The sequence below is a fragment of the Streptomyces sp. NPDC001515 genome (assembly GCF_053597115.1).
This window is the reverse complement of sequence record NZ_JBSFHN010000056.1, coordinates 19,540-36,361: the sequence shown is the minus strand read 5'-3', so window position 1 is coordinate 36,361 and position 16,822 is coordinate 19,540. Positions and strand designations below refer to the sequence as shown.

General features: G+C 71.6%; 17 protein-coding genes. 12 read left to right on the top strand and 5 right to left on the bottom strand.

Annotated elements, in window-relative coordinates; all coding sequences use genetic code 11:
* Positions 1–132: 132 nt before the first annotated feature.
* The 8 genes from map (at position 133) to truA (ending at position 5,357) form a co-directional block, all read left to right on the top strand.
* The gene (gene map / locus ACWCXC_RS35905; RefSeq protein ID WP_450682342.1) at positions 133–969 is read left to right on the top strand and encodes a type I methionyl aminopeptidase; all 837 of its coding nucleotides are present in this window, start codon (positions 133–135) and stop codon (positions 967–969) included.
* 164 nt (positions 970–1,133) lie between these two features.
* On the top strand, positions 1,134–1,355 hold the full coding sequence (gene infA, locus ACWCXC_RS35900) for a translation initiation factor IF-1 (RefSeq protein WP_003956442.1): 222 nt from the start codon (positions 1,134–1,136) through the stop codon (positions 1,353–1,355).
* Between the two features lie 60 nt (positions 1,356–1,415).
* Entirely contained in the window at positions 1,416–1,529 is a 114-nt protein-coding gene (rpmJ, locus tag ACWCXC_RS35895; RefSeq protein ID WP_003956441.1) for a 50S ribosomal protein L36, read from the top strand.
* Between the two features lie 194 nt (positions 1,530–1,723).
* A complete protein-coding gene (gene rpsM / locus ACWCXC_RS35890; protein ID WP_383639977.1) occupies positions 1,724–2,104 on the top strand; it encodes a 30S ribosomal protein S13 in 381 nt (126 codons plus the stop codon).
* Between the two features lie 105 nt (positions 2,105–2,209).
* Positions 2,210–2,614 (top strand): 30S ribosomal protein S11, encoded by a 405-nt coding sequence (rpsK, locus tag ACWCXC_RS35885; protein ID WP_003956432.1) that lies wholly within the window; start codon positions 2,210–2,212, stop codon positions 2,612–2,614.
* Positions 2,615–2,751: 137 nt separating this feature from the next.
* Positions 2,752–3,774, top strand: coding sequence for a DNA-directed RNA polymerase subunit alpha (locus ACWCXC_RS35880; RefSeq protein WP_003966937.1), 1,023 nt, complete (start codon positions 2,752–2,754; stop codon positions 3,772–3,774).
* A gap of 137 nt (positions 3,775–3,911) precedes the next feature.
* Positions 3,912–4,412: a 50S ribosomal protein L17 gene (gene rplQ / locus ACWCXC_RS35875; protein ID WP_450682341.1), complete on the top strand. Its 501-nt coding sequence runs from the start codon at positions 3,912–3,914 to the stop codon at positions 4,410–4,412.
* A 90-nt stretch (positions 4,413–4,502) separates the two neighbouring features.
* Entirely contained in the window at positions 4,503–5,357 is an 855-nt protein-coding gene (gene truA, locus ACWCXC_RS35870) for a tRNA pseudouridine(38-40) synthase TruA (RefSeq protein WP_450682340.1), read from the top strand.
* A 7-nt stretch (positions 5,358–5,364) separates the two neighbouring features.
* On the opposite strand, the gene ACWCXC_RS35865 is transcribed toward truA, so the two are convergent.
* Together ACWCXC_RS35865 and ACWCXC_RS35860 are read right to left on the bottom strand one after the other, a co-directional pair.
* A complete protein-coding gene (locus tag ACWCXC_RS35865) occupies positions 5,365–7,239 on the bottom strand; it encodes a hypothetical protein (RefSeq protein ID WP_450891685.1) in 1,875 nt (624 codons plus the stop codon).
* A gap of 50 nt (positions 7,240–7,289) precedes the next feature.
* Positions 7,290–8,144: a hypothetical protein gene (locus tag ACWCXC_RS35860; protein WP_450683845.1), complete on the bottom strand. Its 855-nt coding sequence runs from the start codon at positions 8,142–8,144 to the stop codon at positions 7,290–7,292.
* 121 nt (positions 8,145–8,265) lie between these two features.
* Between ACWCXC_RS35860 and ACWCXC_RS35855 the strand changes: the two genes are divergently transcribed.
* From ACWCXC_RS35855 to glmM, 4 genes are all read left to right on the top strand, one after another.
* Positions 8,266–9,894, top strand: a complete 1,629-nt coding sequence (locus tag ACWCXC_RS35855) for an ABC-F family ATP-binding cassette domain-containing protein (RefSeq protein ID WP_450683885.1) — start codon at positions 8,266–8,268, stop codon at positions 9,892–9,894.
* 691 nt (positions 9,895–10,585) lie between these two features.
* Positions 10,586–11,029: a 50S ribosomal protein L13 gene (gene rplM, locus ACWCXC_RS35850; protein ID WP_018101206.1), complete on the top strand. Its 444-nt coding sequence runs from the start codon at positions 10,586–10,588 to the stop codon at positions 11,027–11,029.
* Positions 11,030–11,074: 45 nt separating this feature from the next.
* On the top strand, positions 11,075–11,602 hold the full coding sequence (gene rpsI, locus ACWCXC_RS35845) for a 30S ribosomal protein S9 (protein WP_450683846.1): 528 nt from the start codon (positions 11,075–11,077) through the stop codon (positions 11,600–11,602).
* A 171-nt stretch (positions 11,603–11,773) separates the two neighbouring features.
* Positions 11,774–13,132, top strand: a complete 1,359-nt coding sequence (gene glmM / locus ACWCXC_RS35840) for a phosphoglucosamine mutase (protein ID WP_450683847.1) — start codon at positions 11,774–11,776, stop codon at positions 13,130–13,132.
* A 33-nt stretch (positions 13,133–13,165) separates the two neighbouring features.
* Here glmM and ACWCXC_RS35835 read toward each other — a convergent pair whose 3' ends face one another.
* The 3 genes from ACWCXC_RS35835 to coaA form a co-directional block, all read right to left on the bottom strand.
* Entirely contained in the window at positions 13,166–14,722 is a 1,557-nt protein-coding gene (locus ACWCXC_RS35835) for a PH domain-containing protein (RefSeq protein ID WP_450891684.1), read from the bottom strand.
* An 81-nt stretch (positions 14,723–14,803) separates the two neighbouring features.
* Positions 14,804–15,781, bottom strand: coding sequence for a DUF389 domain-containing protein (locus ACWCXC_RS35830; protein WP_450683849.1), 978 nt, complete (start codon positions 15,779–15,781; stop codon positions 14,804–14,806).
* A 27-nt stretch (positions 15,782–15,808) separates the two neighbouring features.
* Positions 15,809–16,804, bottom strand: a complete 996-nt coding sequence (gene coaA, locus ACWCXC_RS35825) for a type I pantothenate kinase (protein ID WP_450683850.1) — start codon at positions 16,802–16,804, stop codon at positions 15,809–15,811.
* Positions 16,805–16,822: the final 18 nt, after the last annotated feature.

Below are 16,822 nucleotides of genomic sequence, written 5' to 3'. Positions count from 1 at the left end.
GGCCGCACATCGGAAGGAACTGCGGCGGGGTGCACGACTGGACCCCGTTGCCGTGCACGGCTGCGATATCGGCGTGCGGCCGTATCGTGGAGTAGGCCGCCCCCGTCCCCGTATGCAGAAAGGCGCCGCGCAATGGTGCAGATCAAGACCCCCGAGCAGATCGCGAAGATGCGTGAGGCGGGGCTGGTGGTCGCTGCCATTCACGCGGCCACCCGCGAGGCGGCGGTGCCCGGCGCCACCACCCGGGACCTGGACGAGGTCGCGCGCAAGGTGATCGCCGAGCACGGGGCGAAGTCGAACTTCCTGGGGTACGGCGGGTTCCCCGCGACCATCTGCACCTCGGTCAACGAGGTCGTCGTCCACGGCATCCCGGACGACAAGACCGTCCTCAAGGACGGCGACATCATCTCCATCGACGCCGGCGCCATCGTGGACGGCTGGCACGGCGACGCCGCGTACACCGCCTTCGTCGGCACCGGTCACGCTCCGGAGCTGATCGAGCTGTCCCGGGTGACCGAGGAGTCGATGTGGGCCGGGATCGCCGCGATGAAGGTGAACGGCCGGCTGGTCGACATCTCCCGGGCGATCGAGACCTACATCCGCCGCCAGCCCCGGCCGGCCACCGGCAAGTACGGGATCATCGAGGACTACGGCGGGCACGGCATCGGCACCGAGATGCACATGGACCCGCATCTGCTGAACTACGTCGCGCGCAAGCGCGGCAAGGGCATCAAGCTGGTCCCGGGCGTCTGCCTGGCGATCGAGCCGATGGTCTCGCTGGGCACCCCGCACACCGAGGTGCTGGAGGACGAGTGGACCGTCATCACCACGGACGGCACCTGGTCCTCGCACTGGGAGCACTCGATCGCCCTCACCGAACAGGGCCCGCTGGTGCTGACCGCCCCCGACTGCGGCCGTGAGCGGCTGGCGCGGTACGGCGTGGAGGCGGCTCCGGACCCCCTGGGCTGATTCGCGGGCCGCCGGAGGTCTAAGGATCTCCGGCGGTGGGCAAACTTGACGGATTCGTCTTTTGGAGTCCGCTGACGTAGACTGACTCGTCGGCTCTCGTGCATCCGTGTGTCCGCATACGGCGGTGGAGAGTCGATCAAGGTAGCCGATTCGAAAGGCGAAGCGTGGCCAAGAAGCAAGGTGCCATCGAAATTGAGGGCACCGTGATCGAGTCCCTCCCGAACGCCATGTTCAAGGTGGAGCTCCAGAACGGTCACAAGGTCCTCGCGCACATCTCCGGCAAGATGCGGATGCACTACATCCGAATCCTCCCGGACGACCGGGTCGTGGTGGAGCTCTCTCCGTACGACCTGACGCGTGGCCGGATCGTCTACCGCTACAAGTAGATCTTGCCTTCATCCCGTTCACGCGGGGTGCCGGCACTGACCCGGAGAACCTGACATCCCATGAAGGTCAAGCCGAGCGTCAAGAAGATCTGCGACAAGTGCAAGGTGATCCGCCGTCACGGTCGGGTCATGGTCATCTGCGACAACCTGCGCCACAAGCAGCGCCAGGGCTGACGCACGACCCCCTGCATCTCGCAGTACTTCGCGCGACGCACGCTATACGTACATACGCAGAGCCCGTCCAAGCCACGGCTGACGACACCTCCGGCGGGGGCCGGGGACCCGGGCGTACCACCTCTCCCAGCGAGAGGTCGGCGGTCGGGAGTGGTTCTGCGGAAGACCCCCGAAATAACAACTGGAGCCATTGAATGGCACGCGTTTCAGGTGTTGACATCCCGCGCGACAAGCGCGTGGAGGTTGCCCTCACCTACGTCTTCGGCATCGGGCGCACCCGGTCCAAGGAGATCCTCGCCACCACCGGCGTGAACCCGAACACCCGCGTTCGCGACCTGGCCGAAGAGGACCTGGTCAAGATCCGCGAGTACGTGGACGCCAACCTCCGCACCGAGGGTGACCTCCGCCGCGAGATCCAGGCCGACATCCGCCGCAAGGTCGAGATCGGTTGCTACCAGGGTCTCCGCCACCGTCGCGGTCTGCCCGTCCACGGTCAGCGCACCAGCACGAACGCCCGTACCCGCAAGGGTCCGCGTCGCGCGATCGCCGGCAAGAAGAAGCCCGGCAAGAAGTAGTCCTCAGCGGACGCACTGCGCGCGTCCGGGCCTCCGGACCGACGCAGCAACCAGCGGTCTTCGCTGTAGGACCGATCACCTCCCCTCTCCATCTGGAGTCAAGACATGCCCCCCAAGGGTCGTCAGGGCGCAGCCAAGAAGGTGCGTCGCAAGGAAAAGAAGAACGTCGCTCACGGCCACGCGCACATCAAGAGCACGTTCAACAACACCATCGTCTCGATCACGGACCCCTCGGGCAACGTGATCTCCTGGGCCTCCGCCGGCCACGTCGGCTTCAAGGGCTCGCGCAAGTCCACCCCCTTCGCCGCGCAGATGGCCGCCGAGTCGGCCGCCCGCCGCGCGCAGGAGCACGGCATGCGCAAGGTCGACGTCTTCGTCAAGGGTCCCGGCTCCGGCCGTGAGACCGCGATCCGCTCCCTGCAGGCCACGGGCCTGGAGGTCGGTTCGATCCAGGACGTCACCCCGACGCCGCACAACGGCTGCCGTCCGCCGAAGCGTCGCCGCGTCTGATCCGTGACGGCCGGTGACGGCCGTACGGCAGAAGCGTGGGTACGGGCGGTATGCCCCCTGCGGGGGTGTGCCGCCCGTATCCTTGTTTCATCTGTCGGGTGTCAAATAGTGGGCGCCCACGACTGAAGGATTCACACATGCTTATCGCTCAGCGTCCGTCGCTGACCGAAGAGGTCGTTGACGAGTTCCGCTCGCGGTTCGTCATCGAGCCGCTGGAGCCGGGCTTCGGCTACACGCTCGGCAACTCCCTGCGCCGCACGCTCCTCTCCTCGATCCCGGGTGCCGCTGTCACCAGCATCCGCATCGACGGTGTCCTGCACGAGTTCACCACCGTGCCGGGCGTCAAGGAGGACGTGACCGACCTCATCCTCAACATCAAGCAGCTGGTCGTCTCCTCGGAGCACGACGAGCCGGTCGTGATGTACCTGCGCAAGCAGGGCCCCGGCCTGGTCACCGCCGCCGACATCGCCCCGCCGGCCGGTGTCGAGGTCCACAACCCGGATCTCGTCCTGGCCACGCTGAACGGCAAGGGCAAGCTGGAGATGGAGCTGACCGTCGAGCGCGGTCGCGGCTACGTCTCCGCCGTCCAGAACAAGCAGGTGGGCCAGGAGATCGGCCGGATTCCGGTCGACTCCATCTACTCGCCGGTGCTCAAGGTCACGTACAAGGTCGAGGCGACCCGTGTCGAGCAGCGCACCGACTTCGACAAGCTGATCGTCGACGTCGAGACCAAGCAGGCCATGCGTCCCCGTGACGCCATGGCGTCGGCCGGCAAGACCCTGGTCGAGCTGTTCGGCCTGGCGCGCGAGCTCAACATCGACGCCGAGGGCATCGACATGGGCCCGTCGCCGACGGACGCCGCGCTCGCGGCCGACCTGGCGCTGCCGATCGAGGAGCTGGAGCTCACGGTCCGCTCGTACAACTGCCTCAAGCGCGAGGGCATCCACTCGGTGGGCGAGCTGGTGGCCCGCTCCGAGGCGGACCTGCTCGACATCCGCAACTTCGGTGCGAAGTCGATCGACGAGGTCAAGGCGAAGCTGGCCGGTATGGGCCTGGCGCTGAAGGACTCGCCTCCCGGCTTCGACCCGACCGCCGCCGCGGACGCCTTCGGCGCCGACGACGACGCGGACGCCGGTTTCGTGGAGACCGAGCAGTACTGAGTCGCCTCCGGCCGGGGTGCCTGTCTTCCGACGGGTGCCCCGGACCGGCGACAGCACATACTTCCGCGCGGCGACCGCCGTGCGGGAACTGACACCGGTACCTGATACGGCCGGTGCAGCACTCAAGGAGAAACACCATGCCGAAGCCCGCCAAGGGTGCCCGTCTGGGCGGCAGCGCCGCGCACGAGAAGCTTCTTCTCAACAACCTCGCGAAGTCGCTGTTCGAGCACGGCCGCATCACCACGACCGAGGCCAAGGCCCGCCGCCTGCGTCCGGTCGCCGAGCGTTTCATCACCAAGGCGAAGAAGGGCGACATCCACAACCGTCGCCTGGTGCTGCAGTCGATCACGGACAAGGGCGTCGTCCACACGCTCTTCACCGAGATCGCCCCGCGGTACGAGAACCGCCCCGGTGGTTACACCCGCATCACCAAGATCGGCAACCGTCGTGGCGACAACGCCCCGATGGCCGTCATCGAGCTGGTCGAGGCGCTGACCGTGGCCCAGCAGGCCACCGGTGAGGCCGAGGCCGCCACGAAGCGTGCGGTCAAGGAAGAGGCGGCCAAGAAGGACGAGACCCCGGTCGAGTCCGTCGAGGACGCCAAGCCGGCCGAGGCCGAGGAGTCCAAGGACGCCTGAGCGTTCTGACGGTCTCCGGACGGGCCCGCATCACCCCTCGGGGAGGTGCGGGCCCGTTCCGCTGTCCGGGCGGGGTGAGAGGATCGCGGTGTGAGTGATGTGGTGGAGCCCGGCCTGGTCCGGGTGCGGCTGGACCTGGCCTACGACGGCAAGGACTTCTCCGGCTGGGCGAAGCAGACCGGCCGGCGGACGGTGCAGGGGGAGATCGAGGACGCGCTGCGGACCGTGACGCGCTCCCCGCGCACCTTCGACCTCACGGTCGCCGGACGCACCGACGCCGGGGTGCACGCGCGCGGCCAGGTGGCCCACGTGGACCTTCCGGCGGAGGTCTGGGCCGAGCACGGGGACAAGCTGCTGCGGCGGCTGGCCGGGCGGATGGCGCCGGACGTCCGGGTCTGGCGGATCGCCGAGGCCCCCGCCGGGTTCAACGCCCGCTTCTCGGCGCTGTGGCGGCGGTACGCGTACCGGATCTCCGACCGGCCGGGCGGCGCCGACCCGCTGGTGCGGGGGCATGTCCTGTGGCACGACCGGCCGTTGGACGCCGACGCGATGAACGAGGCGGCGGCGCGCATGACGGGGGAGCACGACTTCGCCGCGTACTGCAAGAAGCGCGAGGGCGCCACGACCATCCGGACGCTCCAGACGCTGAGGTGGGTGCGGGACGAGGCGTCCGGCACGCTCACCGGGACCGTGCAGGCCGACGCGTTCTGCCACAACATGGTGCGGGCGCTGGTCGGGGCGATGCTCTTCGTGGGCGACGGGCGGCGTCCGGCCGCGTGGCCGGCCGAGGTGCTGGCCGCCGGGGTGCGGGACCCCGGGGTGCACGTGGTGCGGCCGCACGGGCTGACCCTGGAGGAAGTCGCCTACCCGGCCGACGCGCTGCTCGCGGCCCGTGCCGTCGAGGCGCGCAACGTCCGGACCCTGCCCGGCGCCGGCTGCTGCTGAGCGCCGCTCAGAGGTCGTCGCGGTGCCCGCCGGGCCGCGCCGCCCCGACGACCCCGAGCAGCGCCAGCGCGGCTCCGCTCAACAGCGAGGCCCGGAACCAGTCGACGTCCGGACTCCACCAGGCCAGCACCGCCCCCGCCGAGACGACGACCAGCGCGGCCGTGCGCGTCACCCACCAGCGGACCGTACGCGGGGTGCGGCCCCCGGCCGGCGGGTGCACGCCCGCCCGCGTCCGCATCGTGTCCCGCATCCCGGCCAGGAGGGAGCGGCGGGCCTGCACCCGGGCCCCCGGAAGGGCGCCCAGGATCTCGGTGTCCCCGCCGAAGTCCGGCGGAACGGGCGGCAGCCCCAGGGCGGTCACCAGATCGGCCTGGTGGCGCGCCGGGTCGGCGGTGGAGCGCAGGATGTGGGCCAGCGGACGCGGATCCGCCAGCCCGTAGAGCCGCGCCAGCTCCCCGGCGGCCTCCTGCACATCGGTGTGGTCGGCGGCCGGTGCCTCGGCGTCCCAGACGTGCGTGACGACCCGGCGGCCCTGGTGCACCGCCGTGGCGCCCGTGCGCCCCGGGGCGCGGTGCAGGACCAGCGCCGGCCAGCTCTCCCCGGTCGTGAACGTCTCCGCCGCCGCGAGCAGCGGCTCGTGGGGGAGCGGTGCCGGCCGCCGCCGCCCCGGGGCGGGCTCCGCGGCCACCTCCACATAGCTGCCGTCCTCGCCCGCCGGGGCCGTACGCAGCGAGACCGCGCACAGGAGGGCCGCCTGGGCGACCTCGGCCGGCGGCACCGGCACCAGCGCCACCGCGCGAGGGGTGAGCGCCGCCCAGTCGGGCGCGGGCGCCGGGGGCTCGGGCGGACGCGCGAAGAAGGGGATCCGCGCCGCCAGATCGAGCCGGGCCTCGGAACGGGCCTCCAGGAATTCGGTACGCGGCTCCCCGAGCCGGTTCCACGGGTACTCCGTGGCGTGCACGCCGATGGCCCGGAACACCTCCAGGGCCTCCTCGGGGCGGTCCCGGAGGATCAGCAGCAGGGCCGTCTCGTTGCGGAATCCGGCGGCCTCGTGGTCGCCCGCCCCGGCGTAGGTGTCCGAGAGGTCCCGGGCGCGGGCCAGGGCGGCGTCCACCCGGGCGGCGTACGGATCGGGGTCCGGCGGCCCGCCGTCGTCCTCGGCCAGCCGGTACTCCAGCGCCGCCCGGAGCGGCAGGGCGTGCAGCCGGGAGCCGGGCGGCGCCGAGTCCGCGACGCGCTCGGCGTACCCGAACATCTCCTCGTGCGAGCCGTACCACCGGGCGGTCAGGTACTGGAGGGCCTGGGCGTGGCAGCCGAAATGGTGCGGATCGCGCGCCACCGCCTCCGCGAGATAGGAGTCGAAGACCTCGCGCGGGGCCTGGATGGAACGGGCGTGGGCGAGCGCCACCCGCCACGGCACCGGATCACCCGGATTGGCCTCGGCGGCGGCCCCGATGACCGGGACGGCATCCTCCAGGAGGGCGAAGAACGCCTGGAAGCGGTCGCGCTCGACGTCCCGGGCGCGGGCCCCCGTACGGACCTTCCACGCCTGGCGGAGCCGGAGGTCGGCGACCACCAGCAGGGCGTCCGGATCCCGCGGCGCCTCCTCCAGCCACGCCTCCAGCCAGCCGTCGTGGTGCAGCGCGGTCCGGGCCAGCCGCCCCACGTACGCGTCCCGGCGCTCCCACTGCGCGTGCGTCCGGGTCGCCGCCAGCAGCTCGCGCGCCGGCCCGTGGTCCCCGGCCGCCGCCGCGCCCAGCGCCGCCCGCAGCGCGGGGTCCGGCGGGTCCAGGACGACGGCCTCGTCCGGCGCCAGATCGGCGCCGACCGCATCGCGGTGGCGCAGGATGCGCAGGAAGGCGACCAGGAAGAGGAGACGCACGACAGCGGTCCTTCCCATCCGGGGACGTGGGCCGACCGGGCCGGAGAGGGTCAGCCGACCGGCGCCGTGGCGGCCGCCGACGCCTGGACCTCGCCGCGGTGGCGGATCTGGCGGAAGGTGAAGTTGGTCAGGTCGTCACCGACGGCGAAGACCTTCTTGTCGGCCTTGGTGACGTTCTTGCCGTTGGTGAACCCGCTGATCGCGAAGTACGCGTACCGGCCGTAGGAGTTCGCGGTACGGCGGCAGACCGCGCCGCCCCGGCAGAACACCGGGACACCCGAGCCGCTGAGCGAGGCGACGGAGCCGCTGGCCTGCTGGGCGGCCTTCTTCGCCTGCGCCTCCGTCTCGAAGACCGCGAGGCCCAGCGTCACGGCGACGCCGTCACGGCTGTACGTGGCCCGGATGACCTGGTCGCAGCCGTTGTTCACGAGGATCGAGCCGAGCGCCCCCTGCGTGGCGGCGGCGCACTTCGTGGTGCGGTGCGTGGCGCCCTTGGCGTACACGCGGTCGCCCATCGTGAGCTTCTTGCCGGGGAAGAAGGCGTCCACCGTGACCGGCGCCCGGTCCTTCTTCACATCGGATATGTAGTCCTTCGGATTCGGCGGGGGCGGCGGCGCCACCGACGAGAACGAGGGCTCCGGCTGCGCCGTCTCGCTGGGCAGGTCGGTCGCGGACGGCAGCTCGCTCGCGTTCTTGCCGGAGGTGCCGCCCGACCCGTTCTTGTTGGTCGAGATGACCGCGGTGGCCACGATCGCGGCGACCGCGGCGGTGGCCAGCGCGCCCCCGCCGATCATCAGCCACCTCTTGCGCCTGGCGCGTGCGGCGGACGCCTCCGCGAGCGCCGCCCAGTCCGGAGTCCCATTGCCCCCGGGCCCCCACGAGGGCCCCCCTTGCCCAAAGCTCATGCGGCGAATCCTAGGCCCTGTCGTCACCACCCCGCCCGCCCTCCGGGCGACGACGTGATGGTGACGACAGGACCTGGACGGAAGGTAATCCGGTTGGGCCTGCGCTTCCCCGCCCGTGACAATGCTGTGCATGGGACATCTCGAAGCGGGTCATCTGGAGTACTACCTACCGGACGGGCGGGTGCTGCTCGGCGATGCCTCGTTCCGGGTGGCGGACGGAGCCGTGGTCGCCCTCGTCGGGGCCAACGGCGCCGGCAAGACCACCCTGCTGCGCCTGCTGTCCGGGGAGCTCCAGCCGCACGGCGGCTCGGTCTCGGTCAGCGGCGGGCTCGGCGTCATGCGGCAGTTCGTCGGCTCGGTCCGCGACGAACGCACCGTGCGCGACCTGCTCGTCTCGGTCGCCCAGCCCAGCATCCGCAAGGCGGCCGAGGCCGTCGACCGGGCCGAGGAGCTGATCCTCACCGTCGACGACGAGGCCGCGCAGATGGCGTACGCGCAGGCGCTCAGCGACTGGGCGGAGGTGCGCGGCTACGAGGCCGAGACCGTCTGGGACATGTGCACCATGGCGGCGCTCGGCGTCCCGTACGAGAAGGCGCAGTTCCGCGAGGTGCGCACGCTCTCCGGCGGTGAGCAGAAGCGGCTCGTGCTGGAGGCGCTGCTGCGCGGCCCCGACGAGGTGCTGCTGCTCGACGAGCCGGACAACTATCTCGACGTCCCCGGCAAGCGCTGGCTGGAGGAGAAGCTGAGGGAGACCCGCAAGACGGTCCTCTTCGTCTCCCACGACCGGGAGCTGCTCTCCCGCGCCGCCCAGAAGATCGTCAGCGTCGAGCCCAGCCCGGCCGGCAGCGACGTCTGGGTCCACGGGGGCGGCTTCGCCACCTACCACCAGGCCCGCAAGGAGCGCTTCGCCCGCTTCGAGGAGCTGCTGCGCCGCTGGGAGGAGGAGCGCGCCCGGCTGAAGGCGCTCGTCCTGCGGATGCGCCAGCAGGCGGCCAACAGCCCCGACATGGCCAGCCGCTACCACGCGATGCAGACCCGGTTCAAGAAGTTCGAGGAGGCGGGGCCGCCGCCGGAGCCGCCGCGCGAGCAGGAGATCCGGATGCGGTTGCGCGGCGGCCGGACCGGGGTGCGGGCGGTGACCTGCACCGGTCTGGAGCTGACCGGTCTGATGAAACCGTTCGACCTGGAGATCTACTACGGCGAGCGCGTCGCCGTCCTCGGCTCGAACGGCTCCGGCAAGTCCCACTTCCTGCGGCTGCTGGCCGGGGAGCCGGTGGCCCACACGGGGGAGTGGAAGCTCGGCGCCCGGGTGGTGGCCGGCCACTTCGCCCAGACCCACGCCCACCCGGAGCTGCTGGGCCGCACGCTCGTCGACATCCTGTGGACCGAGCACGCGAAGGACCGGGGCGCGGCGATGTCGGTGCTGCGGCGGTACGAGCTGGAGCGGCAGGGGGACCAGCCGTTCGAGAAGCTGTCCGGCGGACAGCAGGCCCGATTCCAGATCCTCCTCCTGGAGCTGGCCGGCACCACGGCCCTCCTCCTGGACGAGCCCACCGACAACCTCGACCTGGAATCGGCCGAAGCGCTCCAGGACGGGCTGGAGGCGTACGACGGCACCGTCCTCGCCGTCACCCACGACCGCTGGTTCGCGAAGTCCTTCGACCGCTTCCTGGTCTTCGGATCCGACGGGGTCGTCCGCGAGACGCGCGAGCCGGTCTGGGACGAGCGGCGGGTGGAGCGGGTGCGGTAGCCCTCCGGGCCGGGGTGCGGGGTGCGGTGGCCCTCCGGGCCGGGGTGCGGGTGCGCCTGTGTCCGGTGGGTGGGGGCGGGGTCCCTCCGGGGAGACTCCTCAGAAATGGCGTGTGCACCCAGGTCCGAAAGGTGGGCCGGGTCGTACGCCATTTCCTGCGGGGACTCCCCTGCGCGCCCCCACCCGGCCGGTCGGGCGTCTCACCCCCCGGTGGGGCCTGAGGCCCGCGAGCGCGCCCCGCCGGTTACCGTCCCCCCGCCTGCGAATCCCGGGCCGCAGACGCAGAACCGGCCGGGTCCGGGGGCGTGCAGGGGAGTCCCCGCAGAACGACGAACACAGACCGGGGTGCGTACGCGTGGTGCCCGCACGTTCGTCGTTCGAGGAGACGCCCCGGAGGGACCCCGGACCCCCACCCACCGAACATCAGGCGCCCCGCGGGGAACCCGCACAAACAAGCCCGTCCGGCGATTGAGGACGGAACCCCGAGCACGGGACCCCGTTTTGACCCGTGCGGGTACGGGCGGGTAGGCTCTTGCACTGTTATGCGTATGGGCTAGGCCCTGACGCAGGTTCTCTGGAGCAGTTCCCAGTGGCTCGCATACGGGCTCGTCCCGGCATTGTGAGCTCCAGCTGCATGATCGCTTCAGGGGTGCCATGTGCCCTCATCCACTGAAGAAGCGAAGGCTACGAAGTGCGTACGTACAGCCCCAAGCCCGGCGATGTCACTCGCCAGTGGCACATCATCGACGCGCAGGACGTTGTCCTGGGTCGTCTGGCCACCACGGCCGCCAACCTCCTCCGGGGTAAGCACAAGGCGATCTACGCCCCCCACATGGACATGGGCGACTTCGTCATCATCATCAACGCCGACAAGGTTCACCTGTCCGGCAACAAGCGGACCCAGAAGATGGCCTACCGCCACTCCGGGTTCCCGGGTGGTCTGCGTTCCGTGCGGTACGACGACCTGCTCGCGAACAACCCCGAGAAGGCCGTCGAGAAGGCCATCAAGGGCATGATCCCCAAGAACAGCCTCGGCCGCCAGATGATCTCGAAGCTGAAGGTCTACGCGGGTGACCAGCACCCGCACGCTGCGCAGCAGCCGGTCCCGTACGAGATCACCCAGGTCGCGCAGTAGTTCCGGCCTCCCCCCAAAGACGTAAAGAAAGATCTGAGGAGAATCGTGGCCGAGACCACTGTTGAGACCCCTATCGAGGGCACCGACGGCGAGGAGACCTACGCCGAGGTGACGACCTTCGAGTCGGAGGTCCCCGTCGAGGGTGAGTACACCTCCGAGTCGCTCGCGGGCCGCTTCGGCGACCCGCAGCCCGCCGCCGGCCTGGGCCGTCGCAAGAACGCCATCGCCCGTGTCCGGATCGTTCCGGGCTCCGGCAAGTGGAAGATCAACGGTCGCACCCTTGAGGACTACTTCCCCAACAAGGTGCACCAGCAGGAAGTCAACGAGCCCTTCAAGGTGCTCGAGCTCGACGGTCGCTACGACGTCATCGCCCGCATCTCGGGCGGCGGTGTCTCGGGTCAGGCCGGCGCCCTGCGTCTCGGTGTGGCGCGTGCGCTGAACGAGGCGGACGTGGACAACAACCGTCCGACCCTCAAGAAGGCCGGCTTCCTCTCCCGCGACGACCGTGCGGTCGAGCGCAAGAAGGCCGGTCTCAAGAAGGCCCGCAAGGCCCCGCAGTACAGCAAGCGCTAAACCGCCTGCTCAACCGCGTTACACGTTCGCCCCGGCGGCACTCCCCGTGCTGCCGGGGCGTTCGTTTATTGAGAGCCTCGGGCATATAACGGCATAAGGCGTTCATAGGCTTGTTGGCTGCTTAGTCTGATTTTTGGTTTTTGCGTTTCGGAGCACCTTCGGAGGACACCAGTGGGACGACTCTTCGGCACGGACGGCGTGCGCGGCGTCGCCAACGCGGACCTGACGGCCGAGCTCGCGCTCGGCCTGTCGGTCGCGGCGGCGCACGTGCTGGCCGAGGCGGGCACCTTTGAAGGCCATCGGCCGACGGCCGTGGTGGGGCGCGACCCCCGCGCCTCCGGAGAGTTCCTGGAGGCGGCCGTGGTGGCCGGCCTCGCCAGCGCGGGCGTCGACGTCCTGCGCGTCGGCGTGCTCCCGACCCCGGCCGTGGCCTATCTGACCGGCGCGCTCGGCGCCGACATCGGGGTCATGCTGTCCGCCAGCCACAACGCCATGCCGGACAACGGTGTCAAGTTCTTCGCCCGGGGCGGGCACAAGCTGGCCGACGAGCTGGAGGACCGGATCGAGACGGTCTACGAGCAGCACCGCACGGGTGAGCCGTGGAGCCGCCCGACCGGTGCGGGAGTCGGCCGCGTCACCGACTACGTCGAGGGCTTCGACCGGTACGTCGCCCACCTCATCGGCGTACTGCCCAATCGCCTCGACGGCCTCAAGATCGTCCTGGACGAGGCGCACGGCGCGGCCGCCCACGTCTCGCCCGAGGCCTTCGCCCGTGCCGGGGCCGAGGTCGTCACGATCGGTGCCACGCCCGACGGGCTGAACATCAACGACGGCTGCGGCTCCACGCACCTGGAGCTGCTGCGCGCCGCCGTCGTCGAGCACGGCGCCGACCTGGGCATCGCGCACGACGGCGACGCCGACCGCTGCCTGGCCGTGGACGCGGCGGGCGAGGAGGTCGACGGCGACCAGATCCTGGCCGTGCTGGCCCTCGCCATGCGCGAGGCCGGGCAACTGCGCAAGGACACCGTGGTCGGCACCGTGATGTCGAACCTCGGCTTCAAGCTGGCCATGGAGCGCGAGGGCATCCACCTCGTCCAGACGGCGGTGGGCGACCGGTACGTCCTGGAGTCGATGAAGGCCGAGGGCTACGCCCTGGGCGGCGAGCAGTCCGGGCACGTCATCGTGCTCGACCACGCCACCACCGGCGACGGCACGCTGACCGGGCTGATGCTGGCGGCCCGGGTCGCCGCCACCGGCCGGCCGCTGGCCGAGCTGGCCGGGGTCATGGAGCGGCTGCCGCAGGTCCTGGTCAATGTGCCGGACGTCGACAAGTCCCGGGTGAACACCTCTCCGGAGCTGGCCGCGGCCGTCGCGGAGGCCGAGCGCGAGCTGGGCGCCACCGGCCGGGTGCTGCTGCGCCAGTCCGGCACGGAGCCGCTCGTGCGGGTCATGGTCGAGGCCGCCGACATCGAGCAGGCGCGCGCGGTGGCCGGGCGGCTGGCCGACGTGGTGAAGTCCGCGCTGGGCTGATTCGCCGCACGCCCGAGGGGGAACGACCCGGTCTCACGGCCGGGTCGTTCCCGTGTCCGGCGGTGCCCCAGCGGTGCGGCGCTCGTCCTCCAGTGCGGCCAGGATCCGGGCCAGGTCGGCGGGGGCGGCGGCCAGGCGGACCGGCTCGCCGCCGTCGTCGATCTCGGCGACGTGCCAGCTCGTGGGGACGGTGTCGCCCTCGTCGCCCCGGGCCCGCCGCACGCCCCGGACGGTGAGCCGCTCCGCGGGGATCGGGCGGGCGGCGAAGCGGCCGGGGCCCGCGTGCGGGGTCACGGCGGGCGCGCCGGCGCCGATGACGACATGCGTGCCGAAGAGGTGCGGGTTGTACGCGGTGTGCTCCAGGAAGCGGGCGGACAGGAAGTGGTCGCGCCCGTCCGGCGCGGCGGGCGCGGGGGTCTCCTCCAGGGAGCGGACGCGGGTGGCGCGCCAGGCCAGGACGAGCGCCACCAGGGTGGCCGCCGTGCCGGCCGCCGCCCAGAGAACCGTCCCGGTCGAGCCCAGCGGGTCCGTCGGGTGCAGGGCGCAGAGCGGCAGCAGCCAGACGGCCGTCACGGCGAGCGCGCCCGCGAACGGAAGGGACGAGGGCAGGAACTCGTCGTCCCGCAGCCGGCGCCCGCGCCGGCGGATCAGCAGCAGCGCCCCCGCGTAGCCCGCGCCGAGCGCGCAGACGGCGGAGAGGACGGCGATCTCCCCGGGGCCGGTGACGTGGTCGTGCCAGACGTGCCGCTCGCCGGTGACCGTCCTGGCCCGGCCGTGCCAGAAGACCAGCTCGACCTTCTCACCCGCGCGGAAGGCGGCGGCGTCGTCCCGGGAGACACCGAGCCGGTGGAGCGGGCGGTCCCCGGTGAAGTACAGCCAACTGGTTCTGTTCCGGCCCTCGTTGACGTCGGTCCGCTCGATCACGCCGGTGAGGGTGGTCAGGCAGGCGCGGCGTTCGGCGGCCGGGGTGGTCGCGGTGCAGGGCACGGCCGCCCGCCACGCCCGCCGCTCGGCCGCCGCGTCGGCCACGTAGGTCGCGGCCACGCCCGAGGCGGTGAGCAGCACGGCGCACAGGACCCAGGGCAGGACGGTCCGGCGCCCCGCCGCGCCGCGTGCGATGACGGGGACCTCGTCGGGCGCGGTGGCCGGGCCGTGACGGCGGTGCAGCGCGCGCAGCGCCGCCAGCTCCGCGTCGAACCGCCCGAGGTCCTCGCCGCTCATCGGCATCGGCAGCCGCCAGGACCGCCCGGTGTCGAGCAGCACGCTGACGCGGTGGATGTCGGTGTGCCGGCCGTACTGGATGTACCGCCGCAGTTCCACGACGCGGGTCCACGGCACCGTGCGGCGGCGCAGCAGGGTCCGGGAGCGCAGGCCGTACGCGTCGGCGGTGAGCCGGGCGGTGGCCAGGTACAGGAAGACCGGGCCCATCAGCGCGATCACCGCACACCCCCAGAACGCGGCGCCGAGGGCGTCCCGTCGCAGGCAGGCCAGCAGCACGGCCGCGATCGCCGCCACCGCGCAGACCGCGGAGCCCCACCACGACACGTTCCGCGCGGGCACGCGGAAGACGACGTCACCCGGTTCGTTCATGACCGACAGGGTGGCAGCCGTGGGGGGTGCGGCGCGTGTGGTGAATACGGCAGTATCGGCGGCCCCGACCCTGCCGGGCCGTCACCGGGGCAGGCGCGCCCCGCTCTTCGCGTACCGCTCGGGGTGCCTGCGGTGGTGGCGCAGGGCCAGCACCCACAGGCCCTTCTGCGCGAGCAGGGTCAGCGTGCCGGCCAGCACGATCCCGCCGAGGTTGGCCAGCAGTTGCTGGACGGAGCCGTTCATCTGGCTGTAGTCGCGGTAGCTGAAGGCCATCGCGGCGTTCGAGGCGGCGGGCACCGTCGTCACGGAGATGGCGACGCCGATCAGCGCGCCCGACTTGGTGGAGGTCAGCGAGAGCGTTCCGGCGATCCCGGCGAGGAACGCCACGACGAACGACATCCAGTCCGGCTGCCAGATGAACGAGGTGTTGGGCCGGGTCGCCTCGATCATCGACGCGTTGAACAGCCCGAAGGCGTCCATGAGATAGGCGAAGCCGACCGTCACCGCCATCGCCACCGCGAAGCCGACGACCAGCGCCCACAGCGAGCGCCACACCAGCCGGGGCGCGCGCTGGACGAGCGCCGTGCTGATCCCGGCGAGCGGTCCGAACTCGGGGCCCACCGCCATCGCGCCCACGATCAGGATCGCGTTGTCGAGCATCACACCGCAGGCGGCCAGCATGGTCGCCACGGACAGGAACGCCACGTAGGTGAGGGTGAACGTCGACTCCTCGTGCGTGACGTCGGTCAGCTCCTCCCACAGGACGGCGTCCGCGCCCTCGCCCGGCGCCTCCTCCTCGGCGCGGTCGGCGCGGGACGAGAGCGTCAGGTCCATGCTCTCGACGGTGATCGACCCGGAGCGGTCCAGGCCGAGCGCCCGCAGCTCCCCGATCAGCGTGTCCCCGGCCTCCCGGGCCACGTCGCAGAGCACCACGTCGCCCACCGGGTCCCGGGCGACCCCGGGCAGCACCACCAGATGCGCGGTGCCGACCGTCGACTCCAGCAGAGCGGTCACCTCGCCGGTGCGGTCGGCGGGGACGATCAGGCGCAGATGCAGCACAACGCTCCTCGTAGGGGCTCGACCGGCTCAGAGCTTGCGCAGGGACAGCCGTTGCACCTTGTGGTCCGGGCCCTTGCGCAGCACCAGGGTGGCACGGCCGCGCGTCGGGGCCACGTTCTCCACCAGATTGGGACGGTTGATGGTCCGCCACATCGTCGCCGCGTACTCCATGGCCTCCTCCTCGGAGACCTGGGTGTACTTCCGGAAGTACGAGGAGGGGTCCTGGAACGCCGTAGCGCGGAGCTTGCGGAACCGGCTGAGGTACCAGGTCTCGATGTCCTCGGGCCGGGCGTCCACGTACACGCTGAAGTCGAAGTAGTCGGCGAGGCCCACCCTGGTGCGGCCGTCCTTGCCGGGCAGGGCGGGCTGGAGGACGTTCAGCCCCTCGACGATGAGGATGTCGGGGCGGCGCACGGTGAGCCGTTCGCCGGGGACGATGTCGTAGATCAGGTGCGAGTAGACGGGGGCGGTGACCTCGTCCTTGCCGGCCTTGATGTCGGCGACGAAACGGGTCAGGGCGCGCCGGTCGTAGGACTCCGGGAACCCCTTGCGCGACATCAGCCCGCGAGCGCGGAGCTCCTTCATCGGCAGCAGGAAGCCGTCCGTGGTGACCAGCTCCACCCGGGGGTGCTCCGGCCAGCGGGCCAGCAGCGCCTGGAGGATGCGGGCGGTGGTGGACTTGCCGACGGCGACGCTGCCCGCGACCCCGATGACGAACGGGGTGCCGCGCTGCGCCCCGTGCCCGTTCCCGGCGTCCCCGAGGAAGGTGTTCAGGGCGCCGCGCAGTCCGGAGGTGGCCTGCACGTACAGGTTCAGGAGCCGTGAGAGCGGCAGATAGACGTCCCGCACCTCGTCCAGGTCGATGACGTCCCCGAGGCCGCGCAGCCGCTCCACCTCCTCGGCGCTGAGCGGCAGCGGCGTCCTGTCGCGCAGTGCGCTCCACTCGGCCCGGGACAGGTCGACGTACGGCGTCGCGGCGGGCTCGGTGCGACGCTGCGTGCTCCGGGACGGCGAGGTGATCACGGGAACATTGTTGCGGGA